The sequence below is a fragment of the Streptomyces sp. NPDC025806 genome (assembly GCF_055558275.1).
Genome location: NZ_JBVHMU010000004.1, coordinates 176,696 through 194,691, shown reverse-complemented (window position 1 = coordinate 194,691; position 17,996 = coordinate 176,696). Strand labels below are relative to the sequence as shown.

The 17,996-nt window shown below is 71.9% G+C and carries 16 protein-coding genes; 5 read left to right on the top strand and 11 right to left on the bottom strand.

What is annotated here, in order from left to right:
• Nucleotides 1-8 precede the first annotated feature (8 nt).
• Both ACZ4E1_RS10900 and ACZ4E1_RS10895 read right to left on the bottom strand, forming a co-directional pair.
• Nucleotides 9-1,346: an MFS transporter gene (locus ACZ4E1_RS10900; protein ID WP_467537910.1), complete on the bottom strand. Its 1,338-nt coding sequence runs from the start codon at nt 1,344-1,346 to the stop codon at nt 9-11.
• Nucleotides 1,343-2,035, bottom strand: coding sequence for a GntR family transcriptional regulator (locus tag ACZ4E1_RS10895; RefSeq protein WP_467537908.1), 693 nt, complete (start codon nt 2,033-2,035; stop codon nt 1,343-1,345). Before ACZ4E1_RS10895 ends, ACZ4E1_RS10900 begins: the two co-directional genes overlap by 4 nt.
• Nucleotides 2,036-2,170: 135 nt before the next feature.
• Between ACZ4E1_RS10895 and ACZ4E1_RS10890 the strand changes: the two genes are divergently transcribed.
• Nucleotides 2,171-3,085, top strand: a complete 915-nt coding sequence (locus ACZ4E1_RS10890) for a D-alanyl-D-alanine carboxypeptidase family protein (protein ID WP_467537907.1) — start codon at nt 2,171-2,173, stop codon at nt 3,083-3,085.
• 58 nt (nt 3,086-3,143) lie between these two features.
• Here the strand turns inward: ACZ4E1_RS10890 and ACZ4E1_RS10885 are convergent, their stop codons facing one another.
• Genes ACZ4E1_RS10885 through pdhA form a run of 3 tightly spaced genes read right to left on the bottom strand, consistent with a single transcriptional unit; the run spans nt 3,144 to nt 6,690 of the window.
• Nucleotides 3,144-4,499 (bottom strand): dihydrolipoamide acetyltransferase family protein, encoded by a 1,356-nt coding sequence (locus tag ACZ4E1_RS10885; protein ID WP_467537905.1) that lies wholly within the window; start codon nt 4,497-4,499, stop codon nt 3,144-3,146.
• 14 nt (nt 4,500-4,513) lie between these two features.
• A complete protein-coding gene (locus tag ACZ4E1_RS10880) occupies nt 4,514-5,494 on the bottom strand; it encodes an alpha-ketoacid dehydrogenase subunit beta (RefSeq protein WP_467537903.1) in 981 nt (326 codons plus the stop codon).
• Between the two features lie 2 nt (nt 5,495-5,496).
• Nucleotides 5,497-6,690 carry a pyruvate dehydrogenase (acetyl-transferring) E1 component subunit alpha gene (gene pdhA, locus ACZ4E1_RS10875; RefSeq protein WP_467537902.1) on the bottom strand — a complete coding sequence of 398 codons (1,194 nt, stop codon included), beginning with the start codon at nt 6,688-6,690 and terminating at the stop codon, nt 5,497-5,499.
• A 390-nt stretch (nt 6,691-7,080) separates the two neighbouring features.
• Here pdhA and ACZ4E1_RS10870 point away from each other — a divergent pair, with 390 nt between their 5' ends.
• Both ACZ4E1_RS10870 and ACZ4E1_RS10865 read left to right on the top strand, forming a co-directional pair.
• Complete coding sequence (locus ACZ4E1_RS10870) at nt 7,081-7,740, top strand: response regulator (RefSeq protein ID WP_467537900.1); 660 nt, start codon at nt 7,081-7,083, stop codon at nt 7,738-7,740.
• Between the two features lie 110 nt (nt 7,741-7,850).
• Nucleotides 7,851-8,276, top strand: a complete 426-nt coding sequence (locus ACZ4E1_RS10865) for a pyridoxamine 5'-phosphate oxidase family protein (RefSeq protein ID WP_467537898.1) — start codon at nt 7,851-7,853, stop codon at nt 8,274-8,276.
• 26 nt (nt 8,277-8,302) lie between these two features.
• Here the strand turns inward: ACZ4E1_RS10865 and ACZ4E1_RS10860 are convergent, their stop codons facing one another.
• On the bottom strand, nt 8,303-9,889 hold the full coding sequence (locus ACZ4E1_RS10860) for a protein kinase domain-containing protein (RefSeq protein WP_467537896.1): 1,587 nt from the start codon (nt 9,887-9,889) through the stop codon (nt 8,303-8,305).
• Between the two features lie 402 nt (nt 9,890-10,291).
• On the opposite strand from ACZ4E1_RS10860, the gene ACZ4E1_RS10855 reads away from it, so the two are divergent.
• A complete protein-coding gene (locus tag ACZ4E1_RS10855; RefSeq protein WP_467537894.1) occupies nt 10,292-11,944 on the top strand; it encodes a protein kinase domain-containing protein in 1,653 nt (550 codons plus the stop codon).
• 76 nt (nt 11,945-12,020) lie between these two features.
• On the opposite strand, the gene ACZ4E1_RS10850 is transcribed toward ACZ4E1_RS10855, so the two are convergent.
• Nucleotides 12,021-12,563 carry a bacterial proteasome activator family protein gene (locus ACZ4E1_RS10850; RefSeq protein ID WP_467537892.1) on the bottom strand — a complete coding sequence of 181 codons (543 nt, stop codon included), beginning with the start codon at nt 12,561-12,563 and terminating at the stop codon, nt 12,021-12,023.
• A 148-nt stretch (nt 12,564-12,711) separates the two neighbouring features.
• On the opposite strand from ACZ4E1_RS10850, the gene ACZ4E1_RS10845 reads away from it, so the two are divergent.
• Nucleotides 12,712-13,149: a hypothetical protein gene (locus tag ACZ4E1_RS10845; RefSeq protein ID WP_467537890.1), complete on the top strand. Its 438-nt coding sequence runs from the start codon at nt 12,712-12,714 to the stop codon at nt 13,147-13,149.
• Nucleotides 13,150-13,164: 15 nt separating this feature from the next.
• On the opposite strand, the gene ACZ4E1_RS10840 is transcribed toward ACZ4E1_RS10845, so the two are convergent.
• From ACZ4E1_RS10840 to ACZ4E1_RS10825, 4 genes are read right to left on the bottom strand one after another with little or no spacing between them, the layout of a single operon-like run.
• Complete coding sequence (locus ACZ4E1_RS10840) at nt 13,165-14,145, bottom strand: NAD(P)H-quinone oxidoreductase (RefSeq protein ID WP_399124467.1); 981 nt, start codon at nt 14,143-14,145, stop codon at nt 13,165-13,167.
• A 51-nt stretch (nt 14,146-14,196) separates the two neighbouring features.
• Nucleotides 14,197-15,294, bottom strand: coding sequence for a potassium channel family protein (locus tag ACZ4E1_RS10835; protein ID WP_467537888.1), 1,098 nt, complete (start codon nt 15,292-15,294; stop codon nt 14,197-14,199).
• Nucleotides 15,291-16,934 (bottom strand): molybdopterin molybdotransferase MoeA, encoded by a 1,644-nt coding sequence (locus ACZ4E1_RS10830; protein ID WP_467537886.1) that lies wholly within the window; start codon nt 16,932-16,934, stop codon nt 15,291-15,293. Before ACZ4E1_RS10830 ends, ACZ4E1_RS10835 begins: the two co-directional genes overlap by 4 nt.
• Nucleotides 16,931-17,944, bottom strand: a complete 1,014-nt coding sequence (locus ACZ4E1_RS10825) for a DUF6457 domain-containing protein (protein WP_467537884.1) — start codon at nt 17,942-17,944, stop codon at nt 16,931-16,933. Before ACZ4E1_RS10825 ends, ACZ4E1_RS10830 begins: the two co-directional genes overlap by 4 nt.
• Between the last annotated feature and the right edge of the window lie 52 nt (nt 17,945-17,996).

Genomic DNA, 17,996 nt, shown 5'->3' with positions numbered 1-17,996 from the left:
GCACCCGTTCACGCCGGCACGTGCACCGAGGTCACCCGGGACGCGACGACCCGTTCCCGCTCCGCGCGGGCGGCCCGCTTGCGCAGGCGCAGGATCTGGCCCACGCCGAGCGCCTGGAGCACGAACACCGCCGAGAACGCGATCCGGTAGTCGTCCCCGGTCGCGTCGAGCAGGATCCCGACGGCGAGCAGCGTGGTCATGGAGGCGACGAAGCCGCCCATGTTCACGATCCCGGACGCGGTCCCCTGCCGCTCCGGCGGATTGGCCGGTCGCGCGAAGTCGAACCCGATCATCGACGCGGGCCCGCAGGCCCCGAGCACCACGCACATCACGACGAGCAGCCACATCGGCGCCTGCCCCGGCCACACGATGGGCATGGCCCACAGCAGCGCCGTCGCGCCGACCGTGCCGAGCGCCAGCGGCAGCCGCGCCGTGTGGTGCCGGGCGACGACCTGCCCGTAGACGAGGCCGACGGTCATGTTGGAGAGGACCACGAGGGTCAGCAGCTCCCCCGCCGTGCCGCGCGAGAGCCCCTGCGCCTCGACGAGGAACGGCAGCCCCCACAGCAGCAGGAACACCATCGCCGGGAACTGCGTCGTGAAGTGGACCCAGAGTCCGAGCCGTGTCCCGGGCTCGCGCCAGGCGGCCGAGATCTGCGCCCGCACGTACGCGGCCCCCTTGTGCGAGGCGGGCAGCGGCGGGGTGGCGTACCCCTCGGGGTGGTCCTTGAGGAAGAGCAGCATCAGCACGAGGACGAGGACACCCGCGCCGGCGGACCCGGCGAACGCGGCCTCCCAGCCGATCCCGTGCAGCAGCCGCGCGATGACGAGCGTGGAGACCAGGTTGCCGGCCATGCCGACGAGCCCGGCGAGCTGCGCGACGAGCGGCCCCCGCCGCGCGGGGAACCACCGGGTGCCGAGCCGCAGCACGCTGATGAACGTCATGGCGTCGCCGCACCCGAGGAGCGCCCGCGACACGAGCGCCGTCCCGTACGAGGAGGAGAACGCGAAGCCGAGCTGGCCGAGGGTGAACAGGACGACGCCGATGGTCAGCACCTTCTTGGTGCCGAGCCGGTCGACCATCAGGCCGACGGGTATCTGCATGCCCGCGTACACGAGCAGTTGCAGGATCGAGAACGTGGACAGCGCCGAGGCGTTGATGTCGAAGCGTTCGACGGCGTCGAGTCCGGCGACGCCGAGCGAGGTGCGGAAGATGACGGCGACGAAGTAGACGGAGACGCCGATGCACCACACGGCGACCGCGCGCCGGCCGCCGGGCGGGTCGCCGGGCAGTCGCAGCGCGGAGTCGGAGGCGGAGGACGAGGAAGAGGAGGAGGCGGAGCTCATCGCACGTCACCCCGCGCCAGGTTCTGGAACCAGCCCACGTGCCGGCGGACGACAGCGACGGCCGCCTCCTCGTCCCCGGCGCGCAGCGCGTCGAGGATCTCGCCGTGCTCGGCCAGCGTCTTGGCGATCCGGTCGGGGTGGGAGTGCATGACGGCGACGCCCATCCGCAGTTGCCGGTCGCGGAGCTGGTCGTAGAGGCGGGACAGGATCTCGTTGCCCGCGCTGCGCACGATCTCGGCGTGGAAGCAGCGGTCGGTGGCGGCGGCGTCGGCGAACTGTCCGGCGGCGGCCTGCTCGCGCTGCGTGTCGAGCAGCTCGGCGAGCCGGTCGAGCAGCCGGGGCGGGGCGGGCACGGCCTTGCGGACCGCGTGTTCCTCGACGAGCAGCCGGGTCTCGACGACGTCCGCGATCTCCTGCGCGGACACCGGCAGGACCAGCGCGCCCTTCTTCGGGTACAGCCTGAGCAGCCCCTCGACCTCCAGCTTGAGCAGCGCCTCGCGCACGGGGGTGCGGGAGACCCCGACGGCCTCGGCGAGCTCGCCCTCGGTGAGCAGGGTGCCGCCTTCGTAGCGGCGTTCGAGCACGCCGCGCTTCACGTGGTCGTAGACGCGCTCCGCGGCCGGGGGCCGCTTCTCGGTGACGGTGGGGGTCGGGGCCGGAGCCGGGGCAGGGGTCGAGGTCGCGGGCATGCGCACATCATAGATACAACACGTACGCAACACAGGGGACGTCCACCATGCGGAACGGGGATCACCCGATCTCGTGCACCGACCCGTACAACCCTGGACGCGTCCCAGAAGTCTCTTACGTGCGCGATCCACCCAATGGGCCGCGCTTTAGGGGCATTTGGAGCGTCCATCTTGAAAATTCGCACTTCGGGCATCGCTGTTCTCGTCGCCGGAACCGTGCTCACCAGCGGAGCGCTGACCACCTCCGCACAGGCCGCCACCGCGCCGGTGAAACCGACCATCGCCGCGGCCGGCGGCTATGTGATGAACAACGGGACGGGCGCGAGCCTGTTCACCAAGGCCGCGGACACCCGCCGGTCCACCGGCTCGACCACCAAGATCATGACCGCGAAGGTGGTGCTGTCCCAGCCGAACCTGAACCTGGACGCCAAGGTCACGATCCAGAAGGCCTACAGCGACTACATCGTCAGGAACAACGCCTCGTCCGCCCGCCTGATCGTCGGCGACAAGGTGACCGTCCGCCAGCTCCTGTACGGGCTGATGCTGCCCTCGGGCTGCGACGCCGCCTACGCGCTCGCGGACAAGTTCGGCTCGGGCACCACGCGCGCCGCCCGCGTGAAGTCCTTCATCGGCAAGATGAACAAGACGGCGTCGAGTCTCGGCCTGCGCAACACGCACTTCGACTCGTTCGACGGCATCGGCCAGGGCTCGAACTACTCGACGCCGCGCGACCTCACGAAGATCGCCTCGTCGGCGATGAAGAGCTCCACGTTCCGCACGGTCGTGAAGACGAAGTCGACGAAGCAGAAGGTCACGACGAAGTCCGGCGGCTACCGCTACATGTCGTGGACCAACACGAACAACCTGCTCGGCTCGTACACCGGCACCATCGGCGTCAAGACGGGCTCGGGCCCGGAGGCCGGCTACTGCCTGGTCTTCGCCGCGACCCGCAACGGCAAGACGGTCATCGGCACGGTCCTGAAGTCGACGTCGGTCACGGCCCGCACGTCCGACGCGAAGAAGCTCATGGACTACGGCTTCAAGCGATAGTCCCGCACGGCACGAGGCCCCGCACCCTGTGGTGCGGGGCCTCGCTGCGATCTACGGACTAACCCCAGGTGATCAGGCGCTTCGGCTGCTCCAGAATCGCCGCCACGTCCGCCAGGACCTTGGACCCCAGCTCCCCGTCCACCAGCCGGTGGTCGAAGGAGAGGGCCAGGGTCGTCACCTGACGCGGCTTCACCTTGCCCTTGTGGACCCAGGGCTGGAGCTTGATCGCTCCGACGGCGAGGATCGCCGACTCGCCCGGGTTCAGGATCGGCGTACCGGTGTCGACGCCGAAGACACCCACGTTGGTGATCGTCACCGTGCCGCCCTGCATGGCCGCCGGGGACGTCTTGCCGTCCCGGGCCGTCGCCACCAGCTCCCCGAGGGACGCCGCCAGCTCCGGCAGGGCCATCGCGTGCGCGTCCTTGATGTTCGGCACGATCAGGCCGCGCGGGGTGGCCGCGGCGATGCCCAGGTTCACGTAGTGCTTCTGGACGATCTCCTGGGCGGCCTCGTCCCACGACGCGTTGACCGCGGGGTTCCGCTTGATCGCGACGAGCAGCGCCTTGGCGATGAGCAGCAGCGGGTTGACCCGCAGCCCCTGCATGTCCTTGTCGCCCTTGAGCTCCTCGACGAGCTTCATCGTGCGGGTCACGTCGACCGTCACGAACTCCGTGACGTGCGGCGCGGTGAACGCCGAACCCACCATCGCCGCGGCGGTCGCCTTGCGGACGCCCTTCACGGGGATCCGGGTCTCACGCACCGTGTCGTACGAGACGGGCGCCGCGGGGGCCGGGGCGGCCTGGACCGGCGCGGGCGCCTGGGCCGGCACCTCGGGTGCGGCGACCGGCGCGGTCAGCTCGACCGCGGCGTGCACGTCCTCGCGGGTGATGATCCCGTCGGGGTTCGACGGAATGACCGTGGCGAGGTCCACGCCCAGGTCCTTGGCGAGCTTGCGCACCGGCGGCTTCGCCAGCGGACGCTGCTCGACGACGGCCTGCGCCGCCGTCCCGTTGGCCACCGGGGCGGCCGTGTCGCCCTTGCGGGCGCGGCGCTTGGTGGAGGACTCCGCGACGCCGTAGCCGACGAGCACGGGCTGGCGCCCGGTCGGGGCCTCCTCGGGCTCCTCCGCGGCCACCGGCTCGGCGGCGGCCGGCGCGGGGGCGGCGGGCTCCTCGCCCGCGACGTCCACGGAGATGATCGCCTGGCCGACGTCGACCGTGGCGCCCTCGGCGAAGATCAGCTCGCGCACGACCCCGTCGTAGGGGATCGGCAGCTCGACGGCGGCCTTGGCCGTCTCGACCTCGCACACGACCTGCCCGTCGGTGACCGTGTCACCGGGCTTGACGTACCACTTGAGGATCTCGGCCTCGGTCAGGCCCTCGCCCACGTCGGGCATCTTGAACTCACGTGCCATGTCTTCAGCCCTCCTCAGTACGCAAGCGAGCGGTCGACGGCGTCGAGCACCCGGTCCAGGCCCGGCAGGTACTCCTCCTCCAGGCGCGCCGGCGGATACGGCGCGTGGTACCCGCCGACCCGCAGCACGGGCGCCTCCAGGTGGTAGAAGCAGCGCTCGGTGATCCGGGCGGCGATCTCCGCGCCGGAGCCGAGGAAGACGGGCGCCTCGTGCACGACGACGAGGTGCCGGGTCTTCTCCACGGACTTCTGCACGGCGTCGAAGTCGATGGGCGAGATCGAGCGCAGGTCGAGGACCTCGATCGACTTGCCCTCCTCCTGGGCGGCCGCGGCGGCCTCCAGGCAGACCTTCACCATCGGCCCGTACGCGACCAGCGTCAGGTCCGTGCCCTCGCGCGCGACGACGGCCTTGTGCAGGTCGCCGGGGACGGCCTCGGTGTCGACCTCGCCCTTGTCCCAGTAGCGGCGCTTGGGCTCGAAGAAGATCACCGGGTCGTCGCTCTGGATGGCCTGCTGGAGCATCCAGTACGCGTCCGAGGAGTTCGACGGCGTGACCACCTTCAGGCCGGCCACGTGCGCGAACAGCGCCTCGGGCGACTCGCTGTGGTGCTCGACCGCGCCGATCCCGCCGCCGTACGGGATGCGCACGACGACCGGCACCTTGACCGTGCCGAGCGCACGCGCGTGCATCTTCGCGAGCTGCGTGACGATCTGGTCGTACGCGGGGAAGACGAAGCCGTCGAACTGGATCTCCACCACAGGGCGGTAGCCGCGCAGCGCGAGACCGATCGCGGTGCCGACGATGCCGGACTCCGCGAGCGGGGTGTCGATGACCCGGTCCTCACCGAAGTCCTTCTGGAGCCCGTCGGTGACCCGGAAGACACCGCCGAGCTTGCCGACGTCCTCGCCCATGACGAGGACCTTGGGGTCGCTCTCCAGCGCCTTGCGCAGCGACTCGTTGATCGCCTTGGCGATCGGAAGCTTCTGTACCGCCATGATCAGGCACCCTCTTCCGCGAACGACGCCTGGTAGGCGGCGAACTGCGCGCGCTCCTCGTCGACGAGCGCGTGCCCGTCCGCGTACACGTTCTCGAAGATCGCCATGTGGTCCGGGTCCGGCATGGCCCGCACCGCATCGCGCACTCGCTTGCCCAACGCCTCGGCCTCGGCGTCGAGTTCCGCGAAGAACCCCTCGTCCGTGTCCGTCTGCGCTTCGAGGTAGGTGCGCAGGCGCAGGATCGGGTCCTTCGCCTCCCACGAGGCGCGCTCCTCGTCGGCCCGGTACTTGGTCGGGTCGTCGGAGGTGGTGTGGGCGCCCATGCGGTACGTGAACGCCTCGACGAGGGTCGGGCCCTCGCCGTCGCGCGCCCGCTCCAGGGCCCAGCGGGTCACCGCGAGCACCGCGAGGACGTCGTTGCCGTCGACGCGGACGCCCGGGAAGCCGTAGCCCTGGGCGCGCTGGTAGAGCGGCACACGGGTCTGCTTCTCGGTGGGCTCGGAGATGGCCCACTGGTTGTTCTGGCAGAAGAACACGACCGGCGCGTTGTAGACCGCCGAGAACGTGAAGGCCTCCGCCACGTCACCCTGGCTGGAGGCGCCGTCGCCGAAGTAGGCGACGACCGCCGAGTCGGCGCCGTCCTTGGCCACGCCCATGGCGTAGCCGGTGGCGTGCAGCACCTGGGAGCCGATGACGATCGTGTAGAGCTGGAAGTTGTTGCTGTTCGGGTCCCAGCCGCCGTTGTTCACCCCGCGGAACATGCCGAGCAGCTTGGTCGGGTCGACCCCGCGGCACCAGGCGACGCCGTGCTCGCGGTAGGTCGGGAAGACGTAGTCGTCGTCGCGGGTGGCGCGCCCGGACCCCACCTGGGCGGCCTCCTGGCCGAGCAGCGAGGGCCACAGGCCCAGCTCGCCCTGGCGCTGCAGCGTGACGGCCTCCGCGTCGAAGCGGCGGGCCATGACCATGTCGCGGTACAGGTCGCGCAGGGCGTCGTCGGTGATGTCGGTGACGTACTTGTCGTACGCCGCGTTCTTGACCCGCTTGCCCTCGGGCGTCATGAGCTGGACCAGCTCGGGACGGCCCTTCGCCGCGGTCGTGCCGGTGGACTTCTTCGCGGACTTCTTCGCAGCGGCCCGCTTGCGCGGCGGCTGTGCCTCTTGCGCAGCGGCAGTGCTGTCAGCACTGTCTACGGTCACGTGTGCTCCTCCGTCGGTCCGGCCCCGGGATTGCCGGATGGCCAGTCGGCTCGGCTCGCCTGATCCGTCCACGCACGGGGTGGGTGCGCTGCGCCGGGGTTCAGGCGTGACTAGAAAGAACGAAACAGATCCTGCGTCCCGGCAGACCCTTCACCCAGCACGTTACCCAGTGGGTCGCACATCTGCGAAACCCCATCTGACCTGCGTTTTTGCTTGGATTTCCAAGTAAATTCGATGCTTGGAAATCCTAGTAATCACGCCGGAGACGAAGCGTCGCAGGTCACAGCTGTGCGGCCGGTCACTGGTCACAGCCTGGCAGGGGGCCGGAACACCGGCACGTTATCCCGGTCACCTGGGGCGCGGGAAGGGCTTGCGTGTAAGACTGGCGCCGTGCACGAAGACGGAAAAATTCGCGTATTTCTGCTCGACGACCACGAAGTGGTCCGGCGGGGAGTCCACGAGATGCTGTCCGTGGAGGACGACATCGAGGTCGTCGGAGAGGCCGGCACGGCCGCCGACGCGCTGGTGCGGATCCCGGCCACCCGGCCCGACGTCGCGGTCCTGGACGTGCGCCTGCCGGACGGCAGCGGCGTGGAGGTGTGCCGCGAGCTCCGCTCCCAGGACGACTCGATCAAGTGCCTGATGCTGACCTCGTACGCGGACGACGAGGCCCTCTTCGACGCGATCATGGCGGGCGCCTCCGGCTACGTCCTGAAGGCGATCAGGGGCAACGAGCTGCTGTCGGCCGTACGGGACGTGGCCGCCGGCAAGTCGCTGCTCGACCCCGTGGCCACCGCCCGCGTCCTGGAGCGGCTGCGCGACGGCGGCCGGGCCAAGGCCGACGACCGGCTGGCGGGCCTGACCGACCAGGAGCGCCGGATCCTCGACCTGATCGGCGAGGGCATGACGAACCGGGCGATCGGCGAGCAGCTGCACCTCGCCGAGAAGACGATCAAGAACTATGTGTCGAGCCTGCTGTCGAAGCTGGGGATGGAGCGCCGCTCGCAGGCGGCCGCGTTCGTCGCCCGGATGCAGGCGGAGAAGCACTAGACCCCGCCCTTCCCCCTCCCCATACGGGGAGAAACCGGGACTTTGGTCCCTGGGTCGACGGGGCAACGTCCTCTTCTTCCGTGCCCGGGCGGCGGCGCACAGTAGGGGGTATGCCCTCCGATCCCCAGCCCGAGCACGATCGCGGCTTCGAGCTGCTCGCCCGCGTGGACCACGGCCGTGTGGCCACCAGCATGCGCGCGCTGCCCTTCCTGGCGGCCGCCCGGCACGTCGTGTCCGACGGCCGGCTGCTGCTGCGCATGCACGGCGGCTACGGCTACCACCTGGCCTGTGTCGGCAGCGTCGTCGCCTACGGGGCGGACAACCTGGGCGCCGAGCACCCGGAGGACGAGGGGCAGTGGTCCGTGCAGTGCGTCGGCACCTGCGCGCGGGCCGAACCGACCCCGGCCGAGCTGGACCTCTTCGGCGCCACGCCGCACTCCGCGGACGGGGAGCCCTACGACCCGGTGTATCTGCGCGTCGACCCGCAGTTCGTCACCGTGCACGAACTGCGGGGCGGATCCGCGCGGCGGTCCTGAGCGTCCGGCCCCGGGCCGGACGCCGCTCAGACGTCGCTGTCGACGCCTCCGTCGACGCCACCCGTGTCGGTACCGGCCGTGTCACCCGTCGGATCGGTCGTCGGGTCGGTCGGCCCGTCCGTCGGGTCGCCCGTCGGCTCGCCCGTGGGCTCCGTCGGCTCGTCCGTCGGCGTCGTCGGCTGGTCCGTGGGCTCCGTCGGCTGGTCCGTCGGCGTCGTCGGCTGCTGCGTCGGCTGCTGGGTGGGCGTGTAGTCGGGCTCGCCGCCCGTGTCGCCGCCCGGCTCCTGCGTCTGGCCGCCCGTGTCCGTCTCGTCGGTGGCGTCGTCGGTCGGTTCCTTCGACTCCTTCGTCTGCGAGACGGACGGGGACTGCTTGTCGCCGTCCTTCTTCGCGCCGCCGTTGTCGCTCGCGTTGATCGCGAAGGCGACGCCCACCGCGACGGCGATCACGGCCAGCACGGCGACGATCCACATCTTGCCGCGACCGCCGGAGCCGCCGTTCCCGTGGCCGTCGAAGCCGCCGTCGTCACGGCCCGGCGGACGCAGCATCGGCTGCGCGGCCGTTCCGGCGTCGCCCGGGTGCGGCAGCGCCGTGGTACCGGCCATGCCCATGCCCATGGCCGGGGTGTTGCCGCCCTCGTGCATGTCGACCGGGCCCGTGTTCCAGGTGCCGGTGTGGCCGCCCTGCTCGTACAGCATCTGCAGGCCGTACTGGACGAGCCCGCGCATCTCCTCGGCCGTCTGGAACCGGTCGTCCGGGTCCTTGGCGAGGGAACGCATGACGAGGCCGTCCAGCTCCGGCGGCGTCGCGTCCGAGACCTCGGACGGCGGCACCGGCATGTCCTGGACGTGCTGGTAGACGACGGAGAGCGGCGTCTCACCGGTGAAGGGGGGCCGCAGCGCGAGCAGCTCGTAGAGGAGACAGCCGGTCGCGTACAGGTCGGAGCGGTGGTCGACGGCCTTGCCGAGGGCCTGCTCCGGGGACAGGTACTGGGGGGTGCCCATGACCATGCCGGTCTGCGTCATGGTCGACTGCGCGCCGTGCAGGGCGCGGGCGATGCCGAAGTCCATGACCTTGACCGCGCCGGTGTCCGTGATGATCACGTTGGCGGGCTTGATGTCACGGTGCACGATGCCGTGCTGGTGCGAGTACGCGAGCGCCTCGAGCACCCCGGAGACGATGATGAGGGCCTGCTCGGGGCCCGGCGCTTCCGCGTTGATGAGCAGGTCGCGGATGGTGCGGCCCTCGACGAGCTCCATGACGATGTACGGCACCGCGGTGCCGTTCACGAAGTCCTCGCCGGAGTCGTAGACCGCGACGACCGCGTGGTGGTTCAGGCCGGCGACGGACTGGGCCTCGCGCGTGAAGCGGGCCTTGGAGACCGGGTCCTCGGCGAGGTCGGCCCGCAGCAGCTTGACGGCGACGGTGCGTCCGAGGCGTACGTCCTCGGCCGCGAAGACCTCGGCCATGCCGCCCCGGCCGAGGCGGTGGGTGAGCCGGTACCGGCCGTCTCCGACCAGCCCGCCGTTGCCCCACGCCTCCGGCGCGTCTGACATACCGCCGCCAGTCGCCTCGGGGTCGGACGGGCCCTGAGCGCGCTGCTGCTGTGCCATCAGTCCTCGCCGTCGTTTCTGTCCGTGCTGTTGCCGTGTGTGCTGCCGGATCCGCGCATTCGGAGTACGCGCGGTTGTGAACACGGGCTCCGGCGGGCCACGCTACAGGCTTGGGCGCCGGCCGCGTCCGGAGATGGATCCGGTATCAAACCCGTTGCCGTGTACGTCGTGCAAATCGTGCGCGCAATTTCTGTGCGGGACCCATGGCCTTCGTATGCCTGCTCCGGGCCCCTTTCTCCCGCCGATCGCCTGTAACGCTTCCGCGACGCTTCTTGCCCGTACGGTCACGGAACGGGCATCGAGCTTGACGTGTCGGTGCCCTGGGGCAGACTTGGCCGGGAATAGCTGATTCGATCACCGGGCCGCCGCCGTCAGCGGGGCGCCTATGGGGGACGTGGAGACATGACCGAGGGCAGCGCCGGCGGCGGGCAGAGCGGGCGGTACGCGGGCAGTTCCGTGGCCGGTGGGCGGTATCAGCTGCGCGACCTGCTCGGTGAGGGCGGTATGGCCTCCGTGCATCTCGCGCACGACACGCGGCTCGACCGCGCGGTCGCCATCAAGACTTTGCACACGGAACTCGGCCGCGAGGACGCCTTCCGTCAGCGCTTCCAGCGCGAGGCCCAGTCGGTGGCCAAGCTCACGCACACGAACATCGTCTCGGTCTTCGACTCGGGCGAGGACGAGCTCAACGGCACGATCACTCCGTACATCGTCATGGAGTACGTCGAGGGCCGGCCGCTCGGTTCGGTGCTCGACGAGGACGTCCGCCAGTACGGCGCGATGCCCGCCGACAAGGCGCTGAAGATCACCGCCGACGTGCTCGCCGCGCTCGAGATCAGCCACGAGATGGGCCTGGTCCACCGCGACATCAAGCCGGGCAACGTGATGATGACGAAGCGCAACGTCGTCAAGGTCATGGACTTCGGCATCGCGCGCGCCATGCAGTCGGGCGTCACGTCGATGACGCAGACCGGCATGGTCGTCGGCACGCCCCAGTACCTGTCGCCGGAGCAGGCCCTCGGCCGCGGCGTCGACGCCCGCTCCGACCTGTACTCGGTCGGCATCATGCTCTTCCAGCTGACCACCGGCCGGCTGCCCTTCGAGGCGGACTCGCCGCTGGCCATAGCGTATGCGCACGTCCAGGAGGAGCCGGTGGCTCCGTCCTCGATCAACCGCTCGCTGCCGCCGGCGATCGACGCGCTGGTCGCCCGCGCCCTGAAGAAGAACCCGAACGAGCGCTTCCCGAGCGCCGAGGCGATGCGGGACGAGTGCCTGCGGGTCGCCCAGTCGCTGACGCACGCCGCGCCGAGCATCGTGCCGGGCGCGCAGACGTCGAGCGGTGCGGGGGTCGGCGCGACCGTCTTCCCGCCCGTCGACCAGAACGGGATGCCGACCCCGGGCCCGGTCCAGACGCCGTACCAGCCGCAGACGCAGAACCCTTACGGCGCCCCGACCCCGGCGCCGCAGCCCGCGTACGGGTATCCGCAGCAGGGCGGGTACCAGACGCCGCCCCCGTCGATGTCCTACGCGCCGCAGACCCCGGCCCCGTACTCGGCGCAGCCGGTGACGACGGCGAGCCCGCAGAGCGGCGGCTCCGGCGGTTCCGGCGGCCGGAACAAGAACATGCTGGTGATCATCGCCTCGATCGTCGTCGCGCTGGTCGCCATCGGCGGCCTGATCGCGGTCCTGACGAACCAGGGCGAGGACCCCGACCCGGGCGGCAACGGAAAGCCGAGCGGCGGCACCTCGGAGGTCGCGGGTCACAGGGGACCGGACAAGACGAAGACGATCGAGCCGGACAAGTGCACCGAGCCCGAGACCGGATTCAACGACGAGAACAAGATCAAGGTACCGGACCTCTACCTGAAGAACATCGACTCGGTGAAGGCCTGCTTCCGGGCCGCCGGGTGGGTCGCTCAGATCGTCAAGGTGGACGAGAACACGTACGGCGAGGGCACGGTCATGAGCCAGACCCCGGCCGCCAACACGGAGATCGACCCGACCGGCGTGAAGATCCAGCTCCAGGTCTCGACGGGCAATCCGATCGGCGGCTGATCCTTCGGACGCACAGCAAAGGGCCCGGTCCGCGCGTGGAGCGCGGGCCGGGCCTTTTGCTTTCGGTGTCGGTCGCCTACAGGTACGGTCCGCCCGAGCGGCCGACCGTGCGGGGGTCCTCGTCGCCGTCCTCACCGCCGGCGCCCGGCGGCAGCGCGCGGCGCATCTGCTCCAACTGGGCGCGGGCGGCCATCTGCTGGGCGAAGAGCGTGGTCTGGATCCCGTGGAAGAGGCCCTCCAGCCAGCCGACCAACTGGGCCTGCGCGATGCGCAGTTCCGCGTCGCTCGGGGTGGCCTCGTCGGTGAACGGCAGGGAGAGCCGCTCCAGTTCCTCGACGAGCTCCGGCGCGAGGCCGTCCTCCAGCTCCTTGACCGAGCTGTGGTGGATCTCCTTGAGCCGCTGCCGGCTCGCCTCGTCCAGGGGAGCCGCGCGCACTTCCTCCAGCAGCTGCTTGATCATGCTGCCGATGCGCATCACCTTGGCGGGCTGCTCCACCATCTCCGTCACCGGGACCTCGCGGGCTTCGTCGCCTCCGCCGCCGCCCAGAGCCATTCCGTCCTGGCCCACGACCAGGATCTGCGGGTTCTCGGGCGACCGTTCGTTCCTCGGCATCTCCATGCCGCCATTCTCTCGCACGGTGCTCTCACCCCTCGGTGGTGCCCCCGTCGAACGATGATCCACCGCGTCCGGGCGCCCCGAAATCCGGCGTGCCCGTTTTATTGACCTATGTGAGGCTTATCGCAAGCACGGCAGAAGGGGGCAGCGCATGGTGTGGCTTCGGCGGGTGGCCGGACGGGTGACGGGAGCCCTCGCGGCGACCCTGCTCGCGCTCCTGGCGGCCCTGCCGACCGCGGCGGCCTGTGCCGCCGTCTCCGCCGTCGCGCAGGCGTCCCCGGCGTACGCCGCCGAACCCTCGCCCGGAGCCTCCCTCGCGGGCAGCCAGGCGGGTCAGGGCCGGACCCCGCCGGGGCGGCCCCGGCCGCACCCGACCGGCTCCGCCGCCCTGCGACCGCCCGCGCCGCCCGCCGAGGAGCCCTCCGCGACCCCGACACACCGCCCGCGGCCCCCGGCCGCCGCCCGGCAGCAGACCGTGGTGCCGGGCGGCGACGGGACGAGCCCGCTGATGAACGTGCTGCCGCTGGGTTTCGGCCTGCTCCTCACCGGGCTCGGCCTCGGCTTCCTGGCCCTGCGGCTGCGGCGCTGACCGCCGGGGCCGCGGCTACGGCAGCGTGAGCAGCACCTTGCCGATGTGCCCGGACTCCTCCAGGACCCGGTGGGCCTGCGCCGCGTCGGCCATCGGCAGCGTCCGGTCCACGACCGGCCGCACATGGCCGCCCTCGATCAGCGGCCAGACGTGCTCACGGACCGCCGCCACGATGGCCGCCTTCTCGGCGAGCGGCCGGGCCCGCAGCGTGGTCGCGGTGATCGCGCCGCGCTTGCCGAGCAGCGTGGCGATGTTCAGCTCGCCCTTGACGCCGCCCTGCATGCCGATGATCGCGAGTCGGCCGTTGACGGCGAGGACGTCCACGTTGCGGCCCAGGTACTTGGCGCCCATGTTGTCGAGGACGACGTCGGCGCCGCCGCCCGCGGTGTTCTCGCGGATCTCCTCGACGAAGTCCTGCTCGCGGTAGTTGATCAGGATGTCGGCGCCCAGCTCGGCGCAGAAGTCCAGCTTCTCCTTGGTGCCCGCGGTGACGGCGACCTTGGCGCCGACGGCCTTCGCCAGCTGGATCGCCATCGTGCCGATGCCGCTGGAGCCGCCGTGCACGAGGAAGAGCTCGCCGGGGCGCAGGTTCGCCACCATGAACACGTTGGACCAGACGGTGCAGGTCACCTCGGGCAGCGCCGCCGCCGTCACGAGGTCGACGCCCCGCGGCACGGGCAGCAGCTGACCGGCCGGGACGACGACCTTCTCCGCGTAGCCGCCGCCTACGAGCAGCGCGCACACCTCGTCGCCGACGGACCAGCCGCCCACGCCCGGCCCGAGCGCGGCGATCCGGCCCGCGCACTCCAGACCGGGGTACGGGGAGGAGCCGGCCGGCGGGTTGTAGAAGCCCTGGCGCTGGAGCAGATCGGCGCGGTTGACGGCGCTGGAGACCACCTCGACGAGGACCTCGCCCTCGCCGGGCACGGGGTCGGGGACCTCCGCCCAGACGAGCGCCTCGGGTCCGCCGGGTTCCGGGATCGTGATCGCATACATGGCCGCGAGGCTACTCCCGTGGGCCCGGCGCGGCCCTTCGTCACGCCCGGGTCAGTCCTGGGGCAGCGGCTTGGAGTCCGGCGCCACGTGCGTGGTCGGGGTGGCCCGCACGATGGTGATCAGACGGTCCGTCAACTGCAGGGTGCCGATGGCCTTGTCGTCGTAGCCGAGCAGCCGGTGGCCGCGTACGACGCTGACGACCAGGTCGTCGACCTGCCTCGGCTCCAGGCCCACCTCGGCCTTTATCACCGGGCGTTCGATCAGGTCGAGGCCGCTGCCCTGCTGGATGAGGTCCTCCATGACCATGCCCGCGTTGGGGCTGAGGACCGACAGACCCAGCAGCCGGCCCGCCGCGCTGGCGCTGGTGATGACCGCGTCGGCGCCGGACTGGCGCAGCAGCGGCGCGTTCTCCTCCTCGCGGACCGCGGCGACGATCTTCGCCCCCCGGTTCAGCTGCCGCGCCGTGAGCGTCACCAGGACCGCCGTGTCGTCGCGCTGCGTGGCGATGATGATCTTCCGGGCGCGCTGCACCTCGGCGCGGACCAGGACGTCGCTGCGGGTCGCGTCGCCCATGACCCCGGCGTAGCCGAGCGCGTTGGCCGCGTCGATGACCTTGCTGCTGGGGTCGACCACGACGACCTGTTCGGGCTTGAGTCCGGTCGCGCAGACGGTCTCCACCGCGCTGCGGCCCTTCGTGCCGAAGCCGATGACGACAGTGTGGTCACGCAAGTTGGACCTCCAGCGGTTCAGGCGCCATTCCTCCCGGGTCCGTTCGGTGAGGACCTCCAGCGTGGTGCCGACCAGGATGATCAGGAACAGCACGCGCAGGGGTGTGATGACGAGGATGTTGGTGAGGCGGGCGCTGTCACTGACCGGCGTGATGTCGCCGTATCCCGTCGTGGAGAGCGTGACGGTCGCGTAGTAGAAGGAGTCGAGCATGTCGACCGTGCGGTCGGAACTGTCGTTGTACCCGGCCCGGTCGAACCAGACGAGGAACCCGGTCAGGACGAGCACACCGAGGGCCATCGCCAGCCGGCGTGCCACCTGCTTCAGCGGCGGCACGACGACGCGGCGCGGCAGCTTCACCCGGTAGGTGGCCGTCTTCTCGTCCGCCTGACGCGCGATGGCGTCATGGCCGGCCAGTTTCACGTGAAACACCCTTCGTTTCCCGGGAGGTTGATCCCTGGGTTCCCTGTGCTCCACGACCATGGCAGATCGAGAATCTCGACCTCCTGGGCGCCCTGGGCTCCGCCCGGCGGGATCACGGCGAGGGCGTCGGCGGCGGCGATGCCGCGCAGCATGGCCGGGCCGTTGTAGTGCAGCGGCACCGCCCAGTCGTGGCCGCTGTCGCGGTCCTGGCGCAGCACGACGGGCACGAGCCGGGTGTCGTGCGGGTGCCCCTGGACGGCCGCGTGCAGCGGCGCGGTGTCCGGCTCACCGGCCTCGTCCTCACGCCCGTACGAGGCCTCGGGCGCGGCCCGGCCGGACAGTTCGCGCAGCAGGGGTTCGGCGAGGGTGAGCAGGCCGGACACGGCGGCGAGCGGGTTGCCGGGCAGGCCGACGAGGTGCCGGCCCTCGGCGAGCCGGGCCAGCAGCATCGGGTGGCCGGGGCGGACCTTGACGCCGTCCACGAGCAGTTCGGCGCCGAGGGCGCTGAGCGTGGGGTGGACGTGGTCGACGGGGCCGGACGCAGTGCCTCCGGTGGTCACGACGAGGTCGGCGGTGGAGTCGCGGACGGCCTTGAGGACGGCCTCGGCGTCATCGCCGAGCCGGCGCACGGCGATCACCTCGACGCCGAGCGCGCGCAGCCAGTGCGGCAGCATCGGGCCGAGCGCGTCGCGGATGAGGCCGTCGCGGGGGCGGCCCGCGGTGAGCAACTCGTCGCCCAGGACGAGGACTTCGACCCGGGCCCGGGGCACGACGAGCAGGTCGTCGTAGCCGGCGGCGGCCGCCAGGCCGAGGACCGCGGGCGTGACCACGGAGCCGGACGGCAGGAGCAGTTCGCCGCTGCGGCACTCCTGGGCGCGCGGCCGGATGTCCTGTCCGTGCGCGACCTCGCGCAGCGGGTGCAGTTGCCGCTTGTCGTCGAGGTGACCGTGCTCGCTGCGGATGACGGCCGTCGTCTCGGGCGGGATCCGGGCGCCGGTCGCGATGGCCGCGGCCTCCCCGTCGGACAGCGGCGCGGGCGGCTCGTGCCCGGCGAGGATGCCCTCGTCGCGTACGGCCCACGGGCCGGGGCCCGCCACGACCCAGCCGTCCATCGCGGACGTGTCGAAGGACGGTAGGTCGGTGAGGGCGGTGAGCGGCGCGGCCAGGACGAGGCCGAGGGCCTCGTCCAACGGGACGCGGGCCGCTCCGCGCGGGAAGCGCTCCGCGCGGGGGGCGGTCGAGGCGTCGGCCACGGGGTCGACGGACAGGCCCGTCGCCGGGTCGGTCTGCGCGCCGGTGACCGGGTCGGTGGGCGGCTCGGTCGTCCGGGCCCGGTGCGCGGCGGCCTGCCGGCCCGCCTGGGCGGCGATGCGGCGGGCGGCTGGCCAGGGGGTGGCGCGGTGGCGGTCGCGGGTGGCCTCGCGCGCGTGCTCCTGGCCGGGCCGGGGAGCGCGGAGGGCGTCCCGGCCGGCGTCGGCGGGACCGGGCGTGGCCGCGCGCGGCGCGCCGCCGGTGCCCTGACCACCGGGAGTTCCCTCACCGCGCGGGGCGCTGTGCGCGTTGGCCAGGGCCAGCGCCTCGTCGACGTCGCCGTCGATCGGGTCGGCCTGCGGCGCCGAACGACCGTCCTGCGCGGTCATACCGCGCCCGGTGCCGAGTCGTCCGAGGCCGCGGCGGTCTCGGCCTCCCGCGCCCAGCGTTCGGCGAGCGCGACGGCCTTCGCGGTGGCGGCGGCGACCGCTTCGGGGCCGCCGCCCGCCCGCCCGGCCGCGTATCCGACGAGGAACGTCGTCAGGGGCGCGGCGGGGCGGGCGACCCCGTGCGCGGCGTCGCGGGCGAGGTCGAGCAGTGCGCCGGTGTCGACGTCCAGGTCGATGCCCAGTTCGTCCTTGGCTGCGGAGATCCATTCTTCAAGCACGCGTCCATGCTCCCTGATCCGTGTCCGGGCTTCGGCGATGTCGTCCCAGGTGTCGCAGTCGAACGACGCGACGGGGTCCTCCGGGTCGGCGACCCGGGCGAGGCGCAGCCCGCGCGTGAGGAGACGCAACGGCAGCCCTTCGAGCGCACCGTGCTCGGCGACGAGGGCACGGAGCGCACGGTCGAGCGCGGCGCGGCGATAGACGGCGACGAGGGGCTGGTCGCGGCCGTCGCGGTCGGTGAGGAGAACGGCGTCGGCGGGCTCGGCGGGGCTGGGGGGATCGGCCTGCTCGGCGAGGCCGGCCTGTTCGGCCTGGTCGGTGTGCTCGGCAAGACCGGCATCCGCGGCGAGGTCGGCGTGCAGCGTGTCGAGCAGCAGCCGCACCGTGCGGGGCGTCAGGAACGGCAGGTCGGCGGAGAGCACGACCACGCTCTGCGCCGCTCCGTGTCCCAGCGGCGGCAGGGCGCGGACTCCCGCGTCCAGCGCGGCGAGCGGGCCCCCGCCGGGCGGGTCCTCGCGGGCCCAGGTGACGGGGCGTCCGGTCGCGCGGGGCGCGGCGACGACGACGGTGGCAGAGGCCCCGGCGCAGGCGGTGAGCACCCGGTCGAGCAGGGCGCGGCCACCGACCCGGACCCCGGGCTTGTCGGCCCCGCCGAGCCGTCGCGCGGCGCCCCCGGCGAGGACGACGGCGTCGTACGCGGGTGCGGGGCCACGGGCGGCGTTCTCGTTCATCTGACGTCCTTTCGTGGACTCCCCTGCCTTCAGGCCAGGGAGAAAACGAAAC

Excerpts from the sequence above, each read along its gene's own strand:
- ACZ4E1_RS10900 (WP_467537910.1), bottom strand. The coding sequence starts at position 1,346 with ATGAGCTCCGCCTCCTCCTCTTCCTCGTCCTCCGCCTCCGACTCCGCG.
- ACZ4E1_RS10895 (WP_467537908.1), bottom strand. The coding sequence starts at position 2,035 with ATGCCCGCGACCTCGACCCCTGCCCCGGCTCCGGCCCCGACCCCCACC.
- ACZ4E1_RS10890 (WP_467537907.1), top strand. The coding sequence starts at position 2,171 with ATGGGCCGCGCTTTAGGGGCATTTGGAGCGTCCATCTTGAAAATTCGC.
- ACZ4E1_RS10885 (WP_467537905.1), bottom strand. The coding sequence starts at position 4,499 with ATGGCACGTGAGTTCAAGATGCCCGACGTGGGCGAGGGCCTGACCGAG.
- ACZ4E1_RS10880 (WP_467537903.1), bottom strand. The coding sequence starts at position 5,494 with ATGGCGGTACAGAAGCTTCCGATCGCCAAGGCGATCAACGAGTCGCTG.
- ACZ4E1_RS10865 (WP_467537898.1), top strand. The coding sequence starts at position 7,851 with ATGCCCTCCGATCCCCAGCCCGAGCACGATCGCGGCTTCGAGCTGCTC.
- ACZ4E1_RS10860 (WP_467537896.1), bottom strand. The coding sequence starts at position 9,889 with ATGGCACAGCAGCAGCGCGCTCAGGGCCCGTCCGACCCCGAGGCGACT.
- ACZ4E1_RS10855 (WP_467537894.1), top strand. The coding sequence starts at position 10,292 with ATGACCGAGGGCAGCGCCGGCGGCGGGCAGAGCGGGCGGTACGCGGGC.
- ACZ4E1_RS10850 (WP_467537892.1), bottom strand. The coding sequence starts at position 12,563 with ATGGAGATGCCGAGGAACGAACGGTCGCCCGAGAACCCGCAGATCCTG.
- ACZ4E1_RS10845 (WP_467537890.1), top strand. The coding sequence starts at position 12,712 with ATGGTGTGGCTTCGGCGGGTGGCCGGACGGGTGACGGGAGCCCTCGCG.
- ACZ4E1_RS10840 (WP_399124467.1), bottom strand. The coding sequence starts at position 14,145 with ATGTATGCGATCACGATCCCGGAACCCGGCGGACCCGAGGCGCTCGTC.
- ACZ4E1_RS10830 (WP_467537886.1), bottom strand. The coding sequence starts at position 16,934 with ATGACCGCGCAGGACGGTCGTTCGGCGCCGCAGGCCGACCCGATCGAC.
- ACZ4E1_RS10825 (WP_467537884.1), bottom strand. The coding sequence starts at position 17,944 with ATGAACGAGAACGCCGCCCGTGGCCCCGCACCCGCGTACGACGCCGTC.